This window comes from Streptomyces sp. NPDC057253, from assembly GCF_042669125.1.
Classification (GTDB): domain Bacteria; phylum Actinomycetota; class Actinomycetes; order Streptomycetales; family Streptomycetaceae; genus Streptomyces.
Genome location: NZ_JBHUXV010000017.1, coordinates 68,786 through 87,877 on the forward strand (window position 1 = coordinate 68,786; position 19,092 = coordinate 87,877).

Genomic DNA, 19,092 nt, shown 5'->3' on the forward strand with positions numbered 1-19,092 from the left:
AATCATGCGAAGTCGAGCGGAGTACGAAGTGGGGGACGGTCGTGTCCGAAGAACCGGGCGGTGAGCGAGTGATCGCGGGCCGCTACCGCCTCCTGTCCCCGCTCGGCGAGGGCGGCATGGGAACCGTGTGGCGCGCCCGGGACGAGGTGCTGCACCGCGAGGTGGCCGTCAAGGAGGTGCGCGCACCGCACGGGCTCGCGGCGCAGGAGGTCGAGCGGCTGTACGCCCGCCTGGAGCGCGAGGCGTGGGCGGCGGCGCGGGTCGCCAACCGCAATGTGGTCACGGTGTACGACGTGGCCGCCGAGGACGGCCGGCCGTGGATCGTGATGGAGCTGGTGCGCGGTGTCTCGCTCGCCGAACTCCTGGACGCGGAGGGTCCGCTCAGTCCGCAGCGGACCGCGCACATCGGCGCCGAGGTGCTCTCCGCGCTGCGGGCCGCGCACGAGGCCGGGGTCCTGCACCGGGATGTGAAGCCCGCCAACGTACTGCTGTCGAACGACGGCCGGGTGGTGCTCACCGACTTCGGAATCGCCCAGGTCGAGGGCAGTTCGGCGCTGACGATGACCGGCGAGGTCATCGGCTCCCCCGAGTTCCTCGCCCCGGAGCGGGCGCTGGGCCGCACCCCGGGTCCGGAGTCCGACCTGTGGTCGCTGGGCGTGCTGCTGTACGCCGCCGTGGAGGGGAACTCTCCCTTCCGGCAGAACACCCCGCTGAGCACCCTGCGCGCGATCGTGGACGAGGAGCTGCCGCCGCCGTACCGGGCCGGTCCGCTCGCCCCGGTCATCGAGGGGCTGCTGCGCAAGGACCCGGCCCAGCGGCTGCCGGCCGAGCGGGCCGAGCAGGAGCTGCGGATCGTCGCGGCCGGGGGTACGCCCCGGGCGGACGCCGTCCAGGCGGGGCCGTACGCCCCGACGGTGGCTGCGCCGTTCCCGCAGGAGCCGCCCACGGCCCCGTACCGGCCCGCGCCCACCCCGACCTCCACTCCCACCACCACCGCCACGGCCCCCGAGCGCAACCGTCGCGCGGGGGTGGTCCTGGTCGTGGGTGTGCTGGCCCTCGCGCTGGCGATCGCGGGGCTGACGTACGCGCTGCTGAACCGCGACAACGGCGACAATGACGGGCAGACCGCCAAGGACACCGGTCCGGCGGTGAGTTCGCCCGCGACGACCGGTACGGACAAGACGGACGAGGAAAGTCCGAGCCCGAGCCCGAGCCCGAGCGAGAAGACCACCAGCGCGCCCCCGCCGCAGTCGGTGAACGTCTCCCTGAGCGGCTCGAACACCGACTACACGGGCTCGTGCCCGCCGGACCGGTCGGCGGCCCCCAGCTTCACGGCCACCCTGACGGTCGGCCGCCTCCCGGCGACGGTGACGTACCGCTGGGTGTCGAAGAACGGCTCGGTGAACGGGAGTTGGAAGACGCTTTCGTTCCCCTCGGGAGGCGGGAAGACGCAGCAGGACCGGCGGTTCGTCACCACGCAGGACGACAGCGGGACGTTCGAGGACACCATCAGCGTGGAGGTCCGCGACCCGGTCGAGAAGACGTCCAACTCGGTCCCGTTCTCGCTTACTTGCGTGACGGAGACCCCGTCCGGCAGCGACGAGGCCTCCTCCACCGCGTCCCCGTGAGGGGTGATCAGGCCGCGCTGTTCAGGACCGGGAGGTAGCCGCCGGACTGGCCGGCCGCGGTCGGGTGGTAGGACTCGCCGATGTTGAGCAGGTTGAGGCTGTGCAGCCAGGCGCTGCCGGAGCACAGTTCGTGGCCGGTGAAGGTGGAGCGGACGTCACCCCAGGCGAAGCCGTGGTTCGCGGCCCGCTTGGCGATGGCGGTGTCGAGGTAGTCGGCGGCGTCGTTGATCGCCTTCCGCTTGGTCTCGGAGAGGCCGAGGCAGGTGGTGCCGAGCTTGTAGAAGCGCGGGTAGCCGAGGACGACCACATGGGCGTTGGGGGCCCTGGTGGTGATCGCCGAGTAGACGTTGTCGAGTTGACCCGGGAGCGTCGAGTCGACGTACGCCTTGGCGGTGTTGATCCGGGCCAGGCAGGAGCTGTCGGACTGGAGCACACAGGTCGTCATGACGTCGGCGAAGCCGGCGTCGTTGCCGCCGATGCTGATCGAGACAAGGGCGGTGCCGGTGCTGAGGGGCGTCAGCTGGTTCGCCAGAACATCACCCGTTCGAGCGCCCGAGCATGCCGTGAAAGCGAAGGACGAGGGTGAATGGGCGGCTGCCCAGAGGTAGGGGTAGGCCTTGGTGCTGCGCTTGCAGTCGCCGCTTGAACTGATGTAGCTGCCTGCGCCGACGCCCGAGGAATAGGAGTCGCCCAGGGCCACATAGGGGCCTTCGGCGGCGTGGGCGGTGCCTGTCCCGGTGAGGACGGCGGCGAGGGCGAGGAGGAGTGAGCCGACGTACGCGGCAAATCGGGAACGTCTCATGGAACCTCCCTTTAGCAGGATCTCTGCCACATCTGTCGTAGCAAGCAGGCGTATCGACGGGAAGTGTCCATGCCAAAATCACCATTGATTTCGTGGACATGACAGATTTGTTGACTCCTCCTCAACTCCCTTGTTCTGCCCGTGTAGATGACCCAGCCTTTACCTCAGCCAAGAGCGGAACGCGACGCTCCTGGTGGTGTGCGCGATCCCGCGCACGCCCCCCACGGACCCGCGCCCGACCCAGGCGCGGGTCGCCCATGAGGAGGACTCCCTCGTAATGGCACAACTGCGTAGCAAGAAGTTCCGGTTCGCCGCGATAACCACCCTGGCGGCCACCGCCCTCGTCGGCGGACTCACCGCCCTGCCCGCCGAGGCCGCCCCGGCCGAGGGCAAGGTCCTCGCCGCCGGCTCCCCCACGGCCGTCAAGGACAGCTACATCGTCACGCTCAAGAAGAACGCGGGCTTCAAGGCCTCGTCCGGCGAGGGCAAGGGGCTCATCAAGGAGTACGGCGGGACCGTCCGCAAGACGTTCGGCTCCGCGCTCAACGGCTACACCGCCACGCTCTCCGCGACCGAGGCGAAAAGACTCGCCGCCGACCCGTCGGTGGCCTCCGTGGAGCAGAACCAGACCGTCCACCTGGCCGACACCACCCAGTCCAGCGCGCCCTGGGGCCTGGACCGCATCGACCAGGCCGCGCTCCCGCTCTCCGGCACCTACACCTACCCGGACTCCGCGGGCAGCGGCGTCACGGCGTACGTCATCGACACCGGTGTCCGCATCACCCACACCCAGATCAGCGGACGCGCCTCCTACGGCTACGACGCGGTCGACGGCGACACCACCGCCGCCGACGGCAACGGCCACGGCACCCATGTGGCCACCACCATCGCGGGCTCCACCTACGGCGTCGCCAAGAAGGCGAAGATCGTGGCGGTGCGCGTGCTCGACAACTCCGGCTCCGGCACCACCGCCGGCGTCATCGCGGGCATCGACTGGGTGACCAACAACCACTCCGGTCCCTCGGTCGCCAACCTCTCGCTCGGCGGCGGCGCGTCCAGCACCCTGGACACCGCCGTCCGCAACTCCATCGCGAGCGGTGTCACCTACGCGGTCGCGGCGGGCAACAGCAGCGCCAACGCCTCCTCGTACTCCCCGGCGCGCGTCACCGAGGCGATCACCGTCGGCGCCACCACCAGCACCGACGCCCGGGCCAGCTACTCCAACTACGGCTCGGTGCTCGACATCTTCGCCCCCGGTTCCTCCATCACGGCGGGCTGGTACACCAGTGACACCGCCACCAACACCATCTCCGGTACGTCGATGGCGACCCCGCACGTCGCGGGCGCGGCCGCGGTCTACCTCGCCGGTCACACCTCGGCCACCCCGGCCCAGGTCGCCACGGCGCTGGTGGGCGGTGCCACGTCCAACGCGGTCACCAGCCCGGGCAGCGGTTCGCCCAACAAGCTCCTGAGGCTCGTCCCGTAAGACCCGAAGTCCCGTTCCCCGGAGGTGCTTTGCGCCTCCGGGGACACGCGTGTCCAAGTCCGTACCAGACGGCCTTGACGGCTCGTACGGCGCTGCGCGACATTGAAGCCCGGCATCCGGCGCTTTCTGGGGGGAAACGTCGCTCATGCAGACCACACGTGCACAAACTTCTTCGAAAGCGTCCGGCAGAGAACTGACGCCGCTGCTCGCGGGCGCGGCGACCGCCGTGGGGGGATTCGGCGCGCTGCTCGCGCTCACCGGCTCCGACTCACCGCTGCGGGCCCCGCTCGTGCTGTTCTTCCTGCTCGTGGCGCCCGCCGCCGGCATCGCCGCCGCGCTGCGCGGCCTCGATCCGCTCGCCCGGGTGCCGGCGGCGCTGGCCGGCTCGATCGTCCTCAACATGCTGGTGGCGCAGGGCATGCTGGCCACGCACCGCTGGTCACCGCGTGGCGGGGTGGTGGCGATGGCCGTGATCAGTGCCCTGATCCTGCTGCCGGTGCTGCTGCGGCGACGCCGGGCGGCGAAGGGTCAGGACAGCTGACGTGGACATCAGCGTGTACCGCCCCGGCGAGCTGAGCGGCGCCGACCGGGCGGCGTGGACGGCTCTGCAGTCCAAGGCCCATCTCCAGGGCTCACCGCAGCTGGCCAACCCGTTCCTGTCCCCCGAGTTCGCGCTCGCGGTGGGCCGGTACCGGCGGGGCGTGCGGATCGCGGTCGTACGGGAGCAGGGCGAGCCCGTCGCGTTCTTCCCGTTCCAGCGGAGCGCCACAGGCGTCGGCCGGGCCGTCGGTCTCGGCATCTCGGACGCCCAGGGACTGGTGCACCGGCCCGGATTCGTCTGGGACGCACGGGAGTTGTTACGGGCCTGCGGTCTCGCCGTCTGGGAGTTCGACCATCTGGTGGAGGGCCAGGGGCCGTTCGAGGCGGGAGCCGCCAAGGGCTTCCCCTCGCCGGTCATGGACCTGGACCAGGGCTACGAGACCTATCTGACCCAACTGCGGCTGCGCTCACCGAAGTTCACCCGCACCACCCTCGCCAAGGAACGCCGGCTGACACGTACCGCGAGCGAGGTGCGCTACGTCCACGACGAGCGCGACCCGGCCGTCCTGCGCACCCTGATGGACTGGAAGTCCGCCCAGTACCGCAGGACCGGCCGCAGCGACCGCTTCGCGCACCCGTGGATCGCCGACCTGGTCCGGCAGTTGTTCCACACCCGGTCCGAGCCGTTCGCGGGGATCCTCTCGGTGCTGTACGCCGACGGGAAGCCGGTCGCCGCCCACTTCGGGCTGCGCACCGAGCGCGTCCTCGCGTGCTGGTTCCCGGCCTACGACCCGGAGTACGCGAAGTACTCCCCGGGCCTGATCCTGCATCTGCGGATGGCCGAGGCGGCCGCCGCCGACGGTGTCGCCCATCTCGATCTGGGCCGGGGTCAGAAGGAGTACAAGGACTCCCTGAAGACACGGGAACTGACCGTGTCGGAGGGGTGGGTGACCCGTCGGCACCCGGTCGCGGTGGGACACCGCGCCCGCCGGGTTCCGGCCCGTGCGCTGCGCAACGCCGTGGTGTCACGGCCGGAGCTGTTCGAGCCGGCCGACCGGTTCCTGAAGAAAATAGGAAAGATCCGTTCCGGAACGTCGGTAACGGTCAAACCAACAAAAACGTGAGGCCTCGTTCCAGGTCTTGCCATACGGGTTCAATCGTCAATACCGTCATACATCTCACCCGCACCGTCCCGTCATCGAGCGGCTCTAGGGGAGGGCTCAAGGACCGCGACGGGCAGGCGCGGGGCGCGGTAGGGGGGTGCCGTGCTCGGTGGCCGCGATGGTGGCCGAGCCGTGCCGCGCGACCGGCTGTCGTCTCAGACGGCGGTCGGCCAGCTTTGCCAGCTCACCCGGCGGGTACGGAGATTCCTTCCGGCGTGCCGTGAGTGAGAACCCCCCTTTCGAACCGGAGCAAAAAACCGGACCGCCCACAGGGGCGGGCGGTCCACCGGACGAGAGGGAACCAGACTCATGAGTTCAGTTCTGCGCCCGGCGACGACGGGCCAGGATGCTTCCGTCGCCGGCCAGTACCGGCCGATCTCCACTCACCTGGCCATCGCGCCACCGGTGAGCGTGGTCATACCCGCCATGAACGAGGCGGAGAACCTTCCGTACGTCTTCAAGACCCTGCCCGACTGGATCCACGAAGTGGTCCTGGTGGACGGCAACTCCACGGACGACACCGTCGCGGTGGCCCGCGAGCTGTGGCCCGAGGTCAAGGTCGTGAAGCAGCACGGCAAGGGCAAGGGGGACGCCCTGATCACCGGGTTCGAGGCCTGCACCGGTGACATCGTCGTCATGATCGACGCGGACGGCTCCGCCGACGGCAACGAGATCGTCTCCTACGTCTCCGCCCTGGTCTCGGGCGCGGACTTCGCCAAGGGGTCCCGCTTCGCCAACGGCGGCGGCACCGACGACATGACCTTCATCCGCAAGCTCGGCAACTGGGCGCTGTGCACCATCGTCAACCGCAAGTTCGGCGCCCGCTACACGGATCTGTGCTACGGCTACAACGCCTTCTGGCGGCACTGCCTCGACAAGATCGACCTCGACTGCACGGGCTTCGAGGTGGAGACCCTGATGAACATCCGGGTCGTCAAGGCGGGACTCAAGGTCCAGGAGATCCCGAGCTACGAGTACCTGCGCATCCACGGCGCCAGCAATCTGCGGGCGGTCCGGGACGGCTTCCGGGTGCTCAGGGTGATCCTCGGGGAGCGGTCCAACCGGCGTGCGCTGCGCCGGCGTACCCACCACTCCCCGCTGCTCGACTCCCGCCGGGGAGAGGTGTCTTGAGCGGTCCCGACGTCTCCGTCGTGATCTGCGTGTACACCGAGGACCGCTGGGAGGACATCCTCGCGGCGGTCGCCTCGGTGCGCACGCAGTCGTACCCGGCCCTGGAGACGTTGCTGGTCGTCGACCACCATCCGGCGCTGCTCGACCGGCTGGCCAAGGAGTACAAGGAGGTGGGCGAGGTCCGCGTGGTCGCCAACGCGGGCCCCCGCGGGCTGTCCGCGGGCCGCAACACCGGGATCGCCGCCTCCCGCGGCGAGGTGGTCGCCTTCCTGGACGACGACGCCGTCGCCGAGCGCGACTGGCTGCGGCACTTCGCCGGGGCCTACGCCGACCCGAAGGTGATGGCGGTCGGCGGCCGCACGGTCCCGATCTGGGCGTCGGGGCGCCGGCCCGCTTGGTTCCCGGAGGAGTTCGACTGGGTGGTGGGCTGCACCTACCGGGGCATCCCGTCCGGCCTGGTCCGGGTACGCAACGTCCTCGGCGGCAACGCCTCCTTCCGCCGCAGCGCCTTCGACGCGGCGGGCGGCTTCGCGACCGGCATCGGACGGGACGGCGACAAGCGCCCGCTGGGCTGCGAGGAGACCGAGCTGTGCATCCGGCTGAGCCGGGCCAGACCGGACGCGGTGCTGCTGATCGACGACCGGGCGGTGATCCACCACCGGGTGCCCGAGGCGCGCGAGCACTTCGGGTACTTCCGCACGCGCGCGTACGCGGAGGGCCTGTCGAAGGCGCTGGTCGCCCGAAGTGTCGGCGCCGACAAGGGACTTGAGTCGGAGCGCCGGTACGCCACCCGGGTCCTGCCGTCCGGGGTGGTGCGCGGGCTGCGGGACGCGGCCCTGGCCCGGCCGGGGGGCGCGGGCCGGGCGGGCGCGATCGTCGCGGGGGTGCTGACGGCGGCCGGCGGGTACGTCGTCGGCACCGTGCGGGCCCGGCGGGGCGGTGCCACGTTCTCGGTCGCGCCGATCGAGGGGGAGTCGGATGGCTGAGCCGCCCGTACCGATCCTGATGTACCACGCCGTCTCGACCGACCCGAACGACGCCACCCGGGTGCTCTCGGTGTCCCCGGAGGCCTTCGCCCAACAGATGGCGGTCATGGACGAGTTGGGGTGCACTCCGCTCAGGACGGCCGACCTCGCCGCCCGTTGGCGCGAGGGCCGCCCGCTGCCCGAGCGGCCCGTCCTGATCACCTTCGACGACGGCTACGAGGGCGTCCACCGGCACGCCCTGCCGGTGCTGGCCAAACACGGCTTCCCGGCCACGGTGTTCGTCTCCACGGGCTGGATCCGGGGCGCGCACGACATGGGCGGCGGCCTGGACACCATGCTGGACTGGGACCAGGTGCGCGAACTGGCCGCCGCGGACGTGGAGATCGGCGGCCACACCCACACGCACCCGCAGCTCGACCAGCTCGACGACCGCGCGCTGCGCCACGAGCTGATCCACTCCAAGGAGATCGTCAGCGACGAACTCGGCACCGTGCCGGCCTCGCTCGCCTACCCGTACGGCTACTCCAGCCGCCGGGTGCGCCGGGCGGTGCGGGAGACGGGGTACGGCCAGGCGCTCGCCGTGAACAACGGCCTCGCGCGCCGCCGTCAGGGGCCGTACGCGCTCACCCGTCTCACGGTGCGCCGCGCCACCACGACCGAGGAGTTCGAGCGGCTCGTCCAGGGCCGTGCGATCACCCGGGACTTCGCCAGGGACCGTGCCCTCACCAAGGGGTACGCGTTGGTCCGAAGAGCACGACAGGTCCGCCGGAAGGTCTCCCGTTCCCGTGTCTGACACGACGACCACGACCGAGCCCGAATCGACCGCGGCGAAGGCGCCCGAGCAGTCGGGGCGCCGTTTTTGGCTGCTCGGACACGCCAAGGGCGCCGGCGGCGGCAGCCAGCTGTTCCGCAACGCCTACGCCCTGATGCTCAACACCGGAATCTCCGCGGTGCTCGGCCTCGGCTTCTGGCTGGCGGCGGCCCGCTACTACTCCGAGTCGGCCGTGGGCCAGGGCTCCGCCGCGATCGCCGCGATGAAGCTCCTCGCCGGTCTGACCGCGGTGACCCTGACCGGCGCGCTGGCCCGCTTCATACCGGTCGCGGGCCGGGCCACCGGACGCCTCATCTTCCGTACGTACGCGGGCAGTTCGGTGGTCGTGGCGGTCGCCGCGGCCGTCTTCCTGCTCACGCTGGACGTGTGGGGGCCGTCGTACCGCTTCCTGCACGGGCCGGTGAACGGGCTCGGCTTCATCGCGGCCGTGGTCGCCTGGAACGTCCTCACGCTCCAGGACGGTGTGCTGACCGGGCTGCGCAGCGCGCTGTGGGTGCCGGTCGGCAACACCGTCTTCTCGGCGGTCAAGCTGGGACTCCTGGTCGCGTTCGCGGTGGCGATCCCGACGGCCGGGGTCTTCGTGTCCTGGGTCGCGGCGATCGCCGTCTCGGTGCTGCCGCTGGGCTGGCTGGTGTTCCGACGCCTTGCGCCCCGCCATGTCAAGGCGACCGAGGACCACGCGAAGCCGCCCTCCCTCCGGGAGATCGGGCGGTTCCTCGCGGGCGACTACACCGGCTCGCTGTTCTCGCTCGCCGTGGTCTACCTGGTCCCGGTGATCGTGGCCGCCCAGGTCAGCTCCCAGGACAACGCGTACTTCTACATCACCACCACGATCGGCGGCACCTGCAACCTGCTCGCCATCAACATGGGCGCCTCCCTGACCGTGGAGGGCTCGCACGACCCGGGACGGCTGGCCGCCAACACCCGTGCCGCGCTGAGGCGGATGGCCCGGATCATGCTGCCGGTGGCCGCGGTCCTGTTCGTCGGGGCGCCCTGGATCCTCGGGGTGTTCGGCTCGGGCTACGCGGACGCGGCGACCCCGCTGCTGCGCTGGTTCGCGGTCGGCGCGGTGCTCAGGGTCGTCATGGAGACCTACTTCGCGGTGCTGCGCGCGCAGAGCCGCACCTCCGGACTCGCCTGGCTCCAGGGCCTGTTGTGCGCCCTGGTGCTCGGTCTGACCCTGCTGCTCCTGCCCCGCATGGGGCTGACCGGCGCGGGCGTCGCCGAGATCTCCTCGCTCGCGGTGATCGTCGCGATCGCCGCGCCCCGGCTGTACCGGACGATCCGGCACGCCCCGGCCGCCGAGGTCCCGGCGGACACGGCTCCCGACGGCGACCTCGCCGACCTCGGGGCGCGCGAGGCGCCGGCCGGCGGACGCACCCGCCGCCCCGGCTGGGCGCTCGACCAGGACACCCTCGCCCTCGGGATCCACGTCGACTTCGATCACCAGGAGCGCCGCCCCGACGTACGGCCGGGCCCCGGCACCCCTCCCACGGGCACCCCGGTCGTGCGCCCGACGCGCGACCGCCCGACCTGGGCGCTCCAGAAACTCCCCGAGCTCGGACTGCCGGTGGAGGAGCGGGAGCCCGGCTCCGAGTCCTCCCTGGGCCCGTCCGAGCCGGAGGTGGACGCGCCGTTCGAGGTGGCCTTCGACGCGGGCAAGGAGATCGCCGTACCGGACGAGCCCGCCGTGCCGGAGGAGTCCGTCGCACCGGAGGAGCCGCCCGAGCCCGCGGAACCGCCGCCGCCCCCGTCCCTGCGGGAGCGGCTCCAGCCCAGCTGGCTGGGTGTGTTCCTCGGTGGCCTGCTCGCCGTCGCGCTGCTCCTGTACTGGGTGCCGGTCCTGGGTCTCGGCGAGAGCGACCTGGACCGGATGGGCGGCCTCGGGCTGATCTCGATCCTGCCGCTGCCCACGCTGATCGGCGCGGCGCTCCTGGTCGTGGTCTTCGCGTCGCTGCTCTGGCTGGGCCGCGAGCACAAGGCGCTGCTGCTGCTCACCCTGGTGGCCACGGTGGTGTCGCTGCACGCGCTGCCCGCCGTGATCGAGGCCGAGCCGCGGTTCGCGACGGCCTGGCAGCACCTCGGGTTCATCGACTACATCGACCGGACCGGCTCCGCGGTGCCCGACCTGGACGCGCGCTGGAGCTGGCCGGGCTTCTTCGCGGTGGCCGCGTTCGTCGCCAGGGCGTGCGGGGTCACCGACCTCACCGAGGTCATCCGCTGGTGGCCGACGGCGATCCAACTGGCCTACCTGGTCCCGATGTTCCTTCTCGTACGGCACATGCGGGCGAGCTGGCGGGCCAAGTGGACCGGCATCTGGATCTTCGTCCTCAGCGGCTGGGTCGGCCAGGACTACTTCTCCCCGCAGGGCTTCACCTATCTGCTCTACCTGGTGTTCGTGGCCGTCCTGCTGGTCTGGTTCCGGGCCCCGCGGGTGATCTGGACGAGGCGGCGGCCCGGTGAGGCCGAGGTCGAGCCGACGAACCGGCGCCAACGGGCCGTCCTGCTGGCCCTGGTGATCGGCCTGTTCGCGGCGAGCGTGCCCGCCCACCAGCTCACGCCGTTCATGATGCTCGGCGTGCTGGCGGCCCTCGTGGTGTTCCGGCGCAGCGAACTGCGGGGCCTGCCGGTCCTGTTCGCCGTGATGGTGACCGCCTGGATCGGCTGGATGGCCGAGCCGTACTGGTCGGGCCACTTCGACGACCTCTTCGGCGGGGTCGGGGGCGTCGGCGGCAATGTCTCCTCGTCGGTCTCCGGCCGTATCGAGGGCGGCAGTTCGACCCACAAGCTGGTCCTGTACGTCCGGGTCCTGCTGGCCGGCGGGGTCATGGCACTGGCCTGCTACGGCTGGTGGCGCCGCCGCGAGCACAAGTACCGGGAAGCCTCGCTGCTGGTGCTCACCTTCATCCCGTTCCTCGGCTTCGGCATGCAGTCGTACGGCGGCGAAATGGCCCTGCGCGTCTTCATGTTCGCCCTGCCGGGTGCGGCCCTGCTCGCCGCGCTGGCGCTCTTCCCGCGCACCGGTGTCACCGCGAAGGAGCGCGAGAAGGACCGGGTCTCGCTGGCTCCGGTGGCCGCGCTGATGGCGGGTCTGCTGCTCATCGGCGGCTTCCTGGTCGCCCGTTGGGGCAACGAGCCGTTCGAGCGGATCCGGCCCGGCGAGGTCGCCGCGATGGACTACGTGTACGCCCATGACGATCCGACGGTCCGGGTGCTGTGGCTGTCCAACGACACGGTGAACAACGTGACGCCGGCGATGCCGTGGGGCGCGAAGGACATGGAGAAGGTGTCCTACGTGCCGACGTTGGCGCCGCCCGACCCGGTGCTGGTGTCGGGTCTGGTCAAGGCGCTGAAGGACGCGGGCCCGAACTCGTATCTGATGGTCAACGTCAGCCAGGTCACGTATCTGCGGCTCGACGTGGGCTATTCGGGGACGTGGGAGCCGCGGCTGCTGGAGAACCTGGACAACCGCAAGGAGCTCAAGCGGGTCTTCACCAACGCGGACGTGACCATGTACGCGCTGCGGGACCAGCCCGCGGGGAAGGCGCCCAAGCCGGATCCGGGGCCGATCGGGCCGCAGATCACCTGGACGCCCTGGTCGGTGGTGGGGGCGCTGGCCGCGCTGGCGCTGATCCTGCTGCTGTCGGCCCGTGAGGTGGTGCGGGTCGCGGTGCGGCCGAGCGTGCGCCAACTGCGGTGGCTCCAGAGCAGTTTCTGGTTCTCGCTGCCCCTGCTGGCGGTGTTCCTGGCGGCGTTGGTGCAGCGGTTCCTGACGATGAAGTGAGGTCCTACGGGGTCGAGTGGCTCAGCGGGTGAGCCACTTGACCTCGTAGGCCCCCATGTCGAACCGCTTGCCGTCGATGTCGGCGCTGATCCTCCGGTTCAGGGTGTTCACCACGAGGACGGTCCGGTCGGTGGCGAGGACCCGGACGTTGGGCACGTCGTCGGCGGCGACGGGGACGTCCTCGTACCTGCTCCCCGGCGCGAAGGCCTTGCCGAAGCGGCTCACGAGATCGAACATCGGCAGCGTCCCGCCGCCGCCGCTGCGGCTCGTCGGCGTCCACAGGCACCCCGCGCAGTCGGTGCCCTTCTCGTTCTCCGGGTTCCAGTAGAACGCGGACGTGGTACCGCCCTTCGCCAGCGCGATCATCCCGGCGGCCTGCACGGCGACCCGGCGGTTCTCGGACCAGCCCTCGCGTTCGTCCCTGCTGTCGGCGGGCTCGACGTAGTACTCGGCCCACCACAGCGGCAGGTTCCCCGTCTGCTGTCTGACCCACCGGCTCACCGCGGTGAACTTGTCGGTGGCCGCGAACTCGTTCGGCAGCAACTCGTCGTCGTTGGTGTAGCTGGAGCCGTCCACGACCACGAAGTCGGCGCCGGCCTTGTGCTGGTTCCAGTAGTCGAAGGCGTCGAGGATCCGCTGGTCCATGGCGCCCCAGGGGCCCTTGAAGGTCGCCGAGGCGTCCGCGGAGCGCGGGTCGACGCTGTCCATCACGAGATACGGGCCGCCGACCATGATGTCGGGGTTCACCTTCTTGAGCGCCTTGTAGACCAGGTTGTACAGCTGGGTGTAGCCCTCGTAGTCCCAGCGGGCCTTCGCGTTGTTCCAGAAGCCCTTGAACTCGTTCCAGACGATGAAGTGCCGTACGTCCGGGTAGCGCTTGGCGACCGTCGCGGCGAGCGCGGCGTAGTCCTTGAAGTGCGCCGGGTCCGGGGCCGTCTCCAGCGACGCCTGGCTCCAGTCGGTGTTGCCGACGCCGGCCTCGCCGCCCTTCATCCAGTCCGGGGCGCAGCACAGGGTGATGGTCGGGGTGGAGCCGGAGGCGCGGATGAAGTCGACACGCCGGTCCAGGTCCTCGAAGTCGTAACGCCCCTTGACCGGCTCGGGGTTGTCGGCGCCCCAGCCCATGATGTGCTGGTTCTGCGGGATGCCGCCGGCGTCCCTGATCTCCTGCTCGACCCGTTCGACGGCCGTGGAGCTGCCCTCGTCGGCGCTGAACTGGGTGTGGGTGAAGCCCCAGCCGACGTCCGGGGTGTCCGCGTCCGGTGTGGTGGTCGGGGTGCCGTGGACCCGGTCGCCGTTGCGCGAGGTGCCGTCGGTGCCCGCGCCGCTGCCGGGAAGCGTGTTGAGGAGGGTCACGACCAGCGCGAGAGCCGCCGCGCCCACCCCGAGCAGAGCGGTGAGCCGCCACCGCCGTGCCCCCGAATACCACCCATGACGTCCCATTGAGGACAACGGTATCCGTGAGGACGCCTGTGCGGGCAGATGCCGTGGACAAACAGAACTGCAACAGGAGGTGGAGGACGGACCGGGGACACGGGACGCGCCGACACAACCGGCGCAGCGCGGAAACCGGGTGCGGGTGGGGGTCCCGTGCCGGATCATGGGCCGCATGTCCCCGAACCCACACGACGCGCTGCCGATCCGGCTCAACGTCGACGACAGCGACTCCCCGTCCGACGTCGTCGACGCGCTGTTCCTCGGCCGCTTCGCGACGGGCGAGCAGCCGTACTCCCACGCCGCCAACATCGACCGGGTCCGCACCGGCGCCACGCTCCTGCCGGCGGGCGCCCGGGTGCTGCGCGTCGCCCGCGACGACGACCGCAGCGCCACGCTCGCCGAGGGCGACGGCTGGACCGTGCTGGTCTCGCGCTGGAACCGCGGCGCCGACGTCACCGTCACGGCGACCGACCCCGAGCTGGCCAAGAGGATCCTCGACCAGGCCACCGACGGAGCGGCCGACGAGCCGGAACCCCAGCCGGAGAACGTGACCATGGGGTTCTGGTACGTCTCCCCGAGGCGCGGCCCGCACCGCACGACCCGGCAGATCTCGGCGGGCACCTGGGACGAGGTCCGGGAGAACTACACGGCACCGGTCGCGGACGCGATGGACAGCCTGATGAAGACGACCCCGGAGGACATCGCCGGCCGGCTGCTGCTGCTCCACGGCCCGCCGGGCACCGGCAAGACCTCCGCCCTGCGCACCCTGGCCCGCTCCTGGCGGGACTGGTGCCAGGTGGACTGCGTGCTGGACCCGGAGCGGCTGTTCTCCGACGTCGGCTATCTGATGGACATCGCGATCGGCGAGGAGGACGCCACGGGCAAGGGCCGCTGGCGGCTGCTGCTCCTGGAGGACTGCGACGAACTGATCCGCGGCGAGGCCAAGCACACCGCGGGCCAGGCTCTGTCCCGCCTGCTCAACCTCACCGACGGCCTGCTCGGACAGGGCCGCAACGTCCTGGTGGGCGTGACGACCAACGAGGACCTGGAGCGGCTGCACCCGGCCGTGGTCCGGCCCGGCCGCTGTCTGGCCCGGATCGAGGTGGGCCCGCTGACCCGCCGGGAGGCCGTGGGCTGGCTGGGCACCGAGGAGGGCGTCGGCCGCGAGGGCGCGACCCTGGCCGAGCTGTACGCGCTGCGCCGGGGAACGTCACCGACAGCGGTGCCGGAGCCGCGGCCGGGGGCGGACGCGGGGCTGTACCTGTAGTGCTTTGATGGAGGCATGACCCTGTACGTCGGCACCTCGGGGTGGCAGTACAAGGACTGGCGGAACGTCCTCTACCCCGAGGGCGTGCCCGTGCGGCTCTGGCTGGAGGAGTACACCGGGCACTTCCCGACGGTGGAGATCAACAACGCGTTCTACCGGCTGCCGACCCGGGAGACCTTCGAGGCGTGGCGGGCCCGGGTGCCGGAGGACTTCGTCGTGGCGGTGAAGGCGAGCCGGTACCTGACCCACATCAAGCGCCTGAAGGACCCCGAGGAGCCGGTCCACCGTCTGATGAGCCACGCGGAGGGCCTGGGCCCGCGCCTGGGCCCGGTCCTCCTCCAGCTCCCGCCGACCCTGAAGGCCGACCCGGATCTGCTGGATGCCTGCCTGGCCTGCTTCCCGTCCTCGACCCGGGTCGCGGTGGAACCCCGCCACGAGTCCTGGTGGACGCCTCGGACCCGCGAGGTCCTGGAGAACCGCGGTGCGGCCCTGTGCTGGGCCGACGTGCGGGCCCGCCCGGTCACCCCGTTGTGGCGCACGACGCACTGGGGCTACGTCCGCTTCCACGAGGGTCGCGCCCGGGCGTGGCCGAGCTACGGCAGGCAGTCCCTGAAGACCTGGGCGGAGCGGATCGAGGAGACCTGGCCCGACGACGAGGACGTGTACGCGTACTTCAACAACGACCCGAACGGGGCGGCCGTAAGGGACGCGATGACGTTCGAGTCGCTGCTGTGATCCGCCGGCCTTCCCGCTGCCGCCCGTCCCCCGCTCAGCGCTCCCCGTAAGCCGCCCGCAGGGCATCCCGTACGGCCGCCAGCGCGTCGCCCTCCGTGAGCCCCAGTCGCCGCACGCGCTCGACGTAGGCCTGAGCAGCCGACGCCGCCTCCCGCTCGGCGGCCGAGCCGGCGGCAGCCACGAACGTGCCGTTGCGCCCCCGCGTCTCGATCACCCCGTCGCTCTCCAGCGCCCGGTACGCCTTGGCGACGGTGTTCGCGGCCAGCCCGAGCTCCTCCGCGAGCCCCCGCACGGTCGGCAGCCGGTACCCCACCGGCAGCACACCCGCCCGGGCCTGCTCGGAGATCTGCACCCGTACCTGCTCGTACGGCGGTGCGCTGTCGTCGATGTGGATCTTCAAGGTCACCAGCCGATTGTCCCGCACGAGCCGGAAAATGAGAGGCATCCGGGCAAGGCCCCCACGTAACGTGCGCCTTCATGACCGTGATCGTGCGCGATCTGCGCCCACAGGACCCGGCCGACGTCGAGAACTTCACCCGTGCCCGCCATCTGGCCCTCCCCCACGTGCTGTGGACGCCGGCCGGCGTCGTCCACCGCACGGTCCACACCCACCCGGACGCCCACTACCGCTCCCTCGTCGCGGAGGAGGACGGCGAGGTGATCGGCACGGCGCAGCTCGGCCTCGCGTACGACAGCCCGGAGCCGGGCCAGGGCTATCTGAACATCTACGTACGCCCGGACCGCGTCCGGCGCGGTGCCGGTGACCTCCTCGTGCGCACCGCCGAGGAGCACCTGGCGGCGCACGGGGCGACCAGGCTGTTCTCCTGGGTCCTGGACGAGCCGCACAACCGCGCGTTCGCCGAGCGGCACGGCTACCGGGCCGGCCGCTCCGCGCACTTCCTGCGTCTGGACCTGAGGAACGGCACGCTGCCCTCGCGCCGGCCCCTCCCGCCGGGCGTCGAACTGCGCACCGCCGCCGACTTCGCGGACGACCCGCGCCCCTTCTTCGAGCTGGACGCGGAGACCACGCTGGACGAACCGAGCGATGTGGGCACCGAGTTCACCGACTACGAGGTGTGGGTCGAGGAGAACTGGAAGCACCCGCTCCTGGACCATGCCCTGACCACGATCGCCCTCGTGGACGGCCGCCCCGCCGCCTTCAGCGCCGCCCACACCGACGGCACCGGCCGCTACGCCACCGCCATGACCGGCACCGCCCGCGCCTTCCGGGGCCGGGGCCTGGCCAAGCTCGCCAAGAACGACTCGCTGCACCGCGCCCGCGCGGCCGGCTGCACCGAGGCCCTGACCGGCAACGACGCCGGCAACGAACCCATGCTCGCGATCAACAAGTGGTTCGGCTACGAGATCAGCGCCACGGAGGTACGTCATGTCCGCGAACTCATCTGAACCTCTCCCGCGGGTGGAGGTCGTTCTGGTCAAGGCCGGCCGTACGAAGATCCGCTACGAGGCCGAGCTCCTCACCGACGACGGCACCCGCGTCACGGTCCGGGCCCCCTGGGCCGGGGAGGGCGTCCGCGACTTCGGCTTCGTCCGCTTCGAGCCCGGCGACGTCTTCACCGAGCACTACTGGCGGGACCGCTGGTACGCGGTGAAGGAGGTCCGCGACGCCGCCGGCACCCTGAAGGGCTGGTACTGCGACATCACCCGCCCGGCGACCCTGCACGGCACCGAGTTGGTCGTGGAGGACCTGGACCTCGACCTGTGGGTCTCGGCGGACGGCAAGGAGGTGCTCCGCCTGGACGAGGACGAGTTCGAGGAGAGCGGCTTGGCGGAACGGGATCCGGAGGCGGCGTCGGCGGCGACCAGGGCCCTGGACGAGTTGGATGCGCTGGCCCACCTGTTTGGGGGCGCGGGAAACTGCGCGACAAGCCACGATGCACCCGCAGCCGACACTCCGCGCTGGCCCCCGAGCTCTTAGTCGCCCCTCACCACCACCGCATACCGCTCGTCATGCACGTCCTTCCCCCACAACAAGGAGTCCTCCGAGAGCCGCTCCACGAACACCCTCGCCTCGAGCGGCTCAGCCAACCCCCTCACCACCTCGGCCGATATCCCCACCGCCCCCCAGACCCCCTCCACCAGCACCAACCGCCCACCCGGCCGCAACAACCCCCACCACCCCCGCAGCACCCGCCCGGGATCCGGCAGAGCCCACAGCACATGCCGTACGAGCACCACGTCGAACCGCTGCTCCCCCACCGGAGGACGCGCGGCGTCACCGACCAGGAACACCGCGTCACGCCCGGCGAGCTTGGCGCGGGCGCGCTCCACCATGGCCGGTGAAAGATCCACCCCGGTCACCCGATGCCCCTGCTCGGCCGCGAGGAGCGACAGACTCCCGGTGCCGCATCCGAGGTCGAGGACGTCGGAAGCCTTCTCCGGGAGCCACTCCCGCAGCCGCCCCGCCCAGGCCCGCCGCACCTCGGGGTCGCGCAGGCCGTGGTCCGGTTCGTCGTCGAAAGTCGCCGCCTCGGCGTTCCAGTCCGTCATGGGCCCAAGAGTGACACCCGCCACTGACACTCGAATCGTGACTCCCGCCACTGACAGACCAGGAGCGATGAGGAACTCTCCCCGAAAGGGTCTACCTCCGTGAGAACGCGGAACTCGGTAGGCACTGAAGGAGGCAGCCATGCGCCGCACTACCGTGCAGAAGCCCCTGAAGAGGACTGACGCCCGCCGGATCCACGAGGAGGCCGACGAGCGCCCCGCGGGACGCCCCGAGGTCCGCAAGGACATCGCCCGAACCTGGTGGCCGGACGGCTGACGGCGGCAGGCATGCTCCGCATCAGACCAGTCGCTTGCGGTAGTGGACGCGGTCGAAGGGCCCGTCCACTCGCCGTTCCACGACCTCGTAGCCGAACTTCGGATAGATCTCCTGGTTCTCCCACATCTTCGCGTTGGTGTAGAGCCTGACCTCGGGCAGGCCCAGCGCACGCGCGTGTGCCTCCACGAACCGCAGCAGCCGTCCTCCCACTCCCTGCCCCTGGGCGTCGGGACGGACGGCGATGTTGTCGAGGTACAGATGGTCCGCGCGTTCCTCCACCACCACGAGCCCGATCACGGGATCACCGGTGACATACACCTGTCCCGCGGCCACGTTCGCCGCGTGGTCCCGCCGCATGGGCTGCGGCACCAGCCCGATGCGCTCGATGTAGTGCTCGTACGCGGCGTCGGTCACGGCCTTCACGGCCGGCACGTCGGCTGTCCCGGCGGGCCTGATCTCCTCGTTCGTCATGCCCGCACGCTACCTACCTGATCTCAGTCTCAGCGCTCCCTTAAG

General features: G+C 71.0%; 18 protein-coding genes. 13 read left to right on the forward strand and 5 right to left on the reverse strand.

What is annotated here, in order from left to right; all coding sequences use genetic code 11:
* The first annotated feature begins 41 nt into the window (after window positions 1-41).
* Window positions 42-1,628, forward strand: a complete 1,587-nt coding sequence (locus ACFULQ_RS12250; protein WP_383541801.1) for a serine/threonine-protein kinase — start codon at window positions 42-44, stop codon at window positions 1,626-1,628.
* 7 nt (window positions 1,629-1,635) lie between these two features.
* On the opposite strand, the gene ACFULQ_RS12255 is transcribed toward ACFULQ_RS12250, so the two are convergent.
* On the reverse strand, window positions 1,636-2,430 hold the full coding sequence (locus tag ACFULQ_RS12255) for an SGNH/GDSL hydrolase family protein (protein ID WP_383541803.1): 795 nt from the start codon (window positions 2,428-2,430) through the stop codon (window positions 1,636-1,638).
* Between the two features lie 277 nt (window positions 2,431-2,707).
* Here ACFULQ_RS12255 and ACFULQ_RS12260 point away from each other — a divergent pair, with 277 nt between their 5' ends.
* The 7 genes from ACFULQ_RS12260 to ACFULQ_RS12290 all read left to right on the forward strand — a co-directional run bounded on the left by ACFULQ_RS12260 (window position 2,708) and on the right by ACFULQ_RS12290 (window position 12,352).
* Entirely contained in the window at window positions 2,708-3,916 is a 1,209-nt protein-coding gene (locus ACFULQ_RS12260; RefSeq protein WP_383541806.1) for a S8 family peptidase, read from the forward strand.
* Window positions 3,917-4,061: 145 nt separating this feature from the next.
* Entirely contained in the window at window positions 4,062-4,457 is a 396-nt protein-coding gene (locus ACFULQ_RS12265) for a hypothetical protein (RefSeq protein WP_383541809.1), read from the forward strand.
* 1 nt (window position 4,458) lies between these two features.
* Window positions 4,459-5,580 (forward strand): GNAT family N-acetyltransferase, encoded by a 1,122-nt coding sequence (locus ACFULQ_RS12270; RefSeq protein WP_383541811.1) that lies wholly within the window; start codon window positions 4,459-4,461, stop codon window positions 5,578-5,580.
* 348 nt (window positions 5,581-5,928) lie between these two features.
* Window positions 5,929-6,750 carry a glycosyltransferase family 2 protein gene (locus ACFULQ_RS12275; protein ID WP_383541814.1) on the forward strand — a complete coding sequence of 274 codons (822 nt, stop codon included), beginning with the start codon at window positions 5,929-5,931 and terminating at the stop codon, window positions 6,748-6,750.
* Window positions 6,747-7,736 (forward strand): glycosyltransferase, encoded by a 990-nt coding sequence (locus ACFULQ_RS12280; RefSeq protein ID WP_383541816.1) that lies wholly within the window; start codon window positions 6,747-6,749, stop codon window positions 7,734-7,736. The genes ACFULQ_RS12275 and ACFULQ_RS12280 overlap by 4 nt, the downstream gene beginning before the upstream one ends.
* Window positions 7,729-8,529 carry a polysaccharide deacetylase family protein gene (locus tag ACFULQ_RS12285; protein ID WP_383541817.1) on the forward strand — a complete coding sequence of 267 codons (801 nt, stop codon included), beginning with the start codon at window positions 7,729-7,731 and terminating at the stop codon, window positions 8,527-8,529. Before ACFULQ_RS12280 ends, ACFULQ_RS12285 begins: the two co-directional genes overlap by 8 nt.
* Entirely contained in the window at window positions 8,522-12,352 is a 3,831-nt protein-coding gene (locus ACFULQ_RS12290; protein WP_383541819.1) for a lipopolysaccharide biosynthesis protein, read from the forward strand. The genes ACFULQ_RS12285 and ACFULQ_RS12290 overlap by 8 nt, the downstream gene beginning before the upstream one ends.
* Window positions 12,353-12,373: 21 nt before the next feature.
* On the opposite strand, the gene ACFULQ_RS12295 is transcribed toward ACFULQ_RS12290, so the two are convergent.
* Window positions 12,374-13,795, reverse strand: a complete 1,422-nt coding sequence (locus ACFULQ_RS12295) for a xylan 1,4-beta-xylosidase (protein ID WP_383541821.1) — start codon at window positions 13,793-13,795, stop codon at window positions 12,374-12,376.
* 166 nt (window positions 13,796-13,961) lie between these two features.
* On the opposite strand from ACFULQ_RS12295, the gene ACFULQ_RS12300 reads away from it, so the two are divergent.
* Both ACFULQ_RS12300 and ACFULQ_RS12305 read left to right on the forward strand, forming a co-directional pair.
* The gene (locus ACFULQ_RS12300) at window positions 13,962-15,056 is read left to right on the forward strand and encodes a DUF5925 domain-containing protein (RefSeq protein ID WP_383541824.1); all 1,095 of its coding nucleotides are present in this window, start codon (window positions 13,962-13,964) and stop codon (window positions 15,054-15,056) included.
* Window positions 15,057-15,071: 15 nt separating this feature from the next.
* Complete coding sequence (locus ACFULQ_RS12305; RefSeq protein ID WP_383541827.1) at window positions 15,072-15,791, forward strand: DUF72 domain-containing protein; 720 nt, start codon at window positions 15,072-15,074, stop codon at window positions 15,789-15,791.
* A 34-nt stretch (window positions 15,792-15,825) separates the two neighbouring features.
* Here ACFULQ_RS12305 and ACFULQ_RS12310 read toward each other — a convergent pair whose 3' ends face one another.
* Complete coding sequence (locus ACFULQ_RS12310; RefSeq protein ID WP_383541829.1) at window positions 15,826-16,197, reverse strand: GntR family transcriptional regulator; 372 nt, start codon at window positions 16,195-16,197, stop codon at window positions 15,826-15,828.
* A gap of 71 nt (window positions 16,198-16,268) precedes the next feature.
* Here ACFULQ_RS12310 and ACFULQ_RS12315 point away from each other — a divergent pair, with 71 nt between their 5' ends.
* The gene (locus ACFULQ_RS12315; RefSeq protein ID WP_383541831.1) at window positions 16,269-17,198 is read left to right on the forward strand and encodes a GNAT family N-acetyltransferase; all 930 of its coding nucleotides are present in this window, start codon (window positions 16,269-16,271) and stop codon (window positions 17,196-17,198) included.
* On the forward strand, window positions 17,179-17,730 hold the full coding sequence (locus tag ACFULQ_RS12320; protein ID WP_383541834.1) for a DUF402 domain-containing protein: 552 nt from the start codon (window positions 17,179-17,181) through the stop codon (window positions 17,728-17,730). Before ACFULQ_RS12315 ends, ACFULQ_RS12320 begins: the two co-directional genes overlap by 20 nt.
* Here ACFULQ_RS12320 and ACFULQ_RS12325 read toward each other — a convergent pair.
* A complete protein-coding gene (locus ACFULQ_RS12325) occupies window positions 17,727-18,302 on the reverse strand; it encodes a class I SAM-dependent methyltransferase (protein ID WP_383541836.1) in 576 nt (191 codons plus the stop codon). The two genes, ACFULQ_RS12320 and ACFULQ_RS12325, sit on opposite strands and share 4 nt — an antisense overlap.
* A gap of 139 nt (window positions 18,303-18,441) precedes the next feature.
* Here ACFULQ_RS12325 and ACFULQ_RS12330 point away from each other — a divergent pair, with 139 nt between their 5' ends.
* Entirely contained in the window at window positions 18,442-18,576 is a 135-nt protein-coding gene (locus ACFULQ_RS12330) for a hypothetical protein (RefSeq protein WP_383541838.1), read from the forward strand.
* Between the two features lie 21 nt (window positions 18,577-18,597).
* On the opposite strand, the gene ACFULQ_RS12335 is transcribed toward ACFULQ_RS12330, so the two are convergent.
* A complete protein-coding gene (locus tag ACFULQ_RS12335; RefSeq protein WP_383541841.1) occupies window positions 18,598-19,047 on the reverse strand; it encodes a GNAT family N-acetyltransferase in 450 nt (149 codons plus the stop codon).
* Window positions 19,048-19,092 lie beyond the last annotated feature (45 nt).

Coding starts and splice junctions, on each gene's coding strand:
- ACFULQ_RS12255 (WP_383541803.1), bottom strand. CDS start 2,430: ATGAGACGTTCCCGATTTGCCGCGTACGTCGGCTCACTCCTCCTCGCC.
- ACFULQ_RS12260 (WP_383541806.1), top strand. CDS start 2,708: ATGGCACAACTGCGTAGCAAGAAGTTCCGGTTCGCCGCGATAACCACC.
- ACFULQ_RS12265 (WP_383541809.1), top strand. CDS start 4,062: ATGCAGACCACACGTGCACAAACTTCTTCGAAAGCGTCCGGCAGAGAA.
- ACFULQ_RS12275 (WP_383541814.1), top strand. CDS start 5,929: ATGAGTTCAGTTCTGCGCCCGGCGACGACGGGCCAGGATGCTTCCGTC.
- ACFULQ_RS12285 (WP_383541817.1), top strand. CDS start 7,729: ATGGCTGAGCCGCCCGTACCGATCCTGATGTACCACGCCGTCTCGACC.
- ACFULQ_RS12295 (WP_383541821.1), bottom strand. CDS start 13,795: ATGGGACGTCATGGGTGGTATTCGGGGGCACGGCGGTGGCGGCTCACC.
- ACFULQ_RS12300 (WP_383541824.1), top strand. CDS start 13,962: ATGTCCCCGAACCCACACGACGCGCTGCCGATCCGGCTCAACGTCGAC.
- ACFULQ_RS12305 (WP_383541827.1), top strand. CDS start 15,072: ATGACCCTGTACGTCGGCACCTCGGGGTGGCAGTACAAGGACTGGCGG.
- ACFULQ_RS12315 (WP_383541831.1), top strand. CDS start 16,269: ATGACCGTGATCGTGCGCGATCTGCGCCCACAGGACCCGGCCGACGTC.
- ACFULQ_RS12320 (WP_383541834.1), top strand. CDS start 17,179: ATGTCCGCGAACTCATCTGAACCTCTCCCGCGGGTGGAGGTCGTTCTG.
- ACFULQ_RS12325 (WP_383541836.1), bottom strand. CDS start 18,302: ATGACGGACTGGAACGCCGAGGCGGCGACTTTCGACGACGAACCGGAC.
- ACFULQ_RS12330 (WP_383541838.1), top strand. CDS start 18,442: ATGCGCCGCACTACCGTGCAGAAGCCCCTGAAGAGGACTGACGCCCGC.
- ACFULQ_RS12335 (WP_383541841.1), bottom strand. CDS start 19,047: ATGACGAACGAGGAGATCAGGCCCGCCGGGACAGCCGACGTGCCGGCC.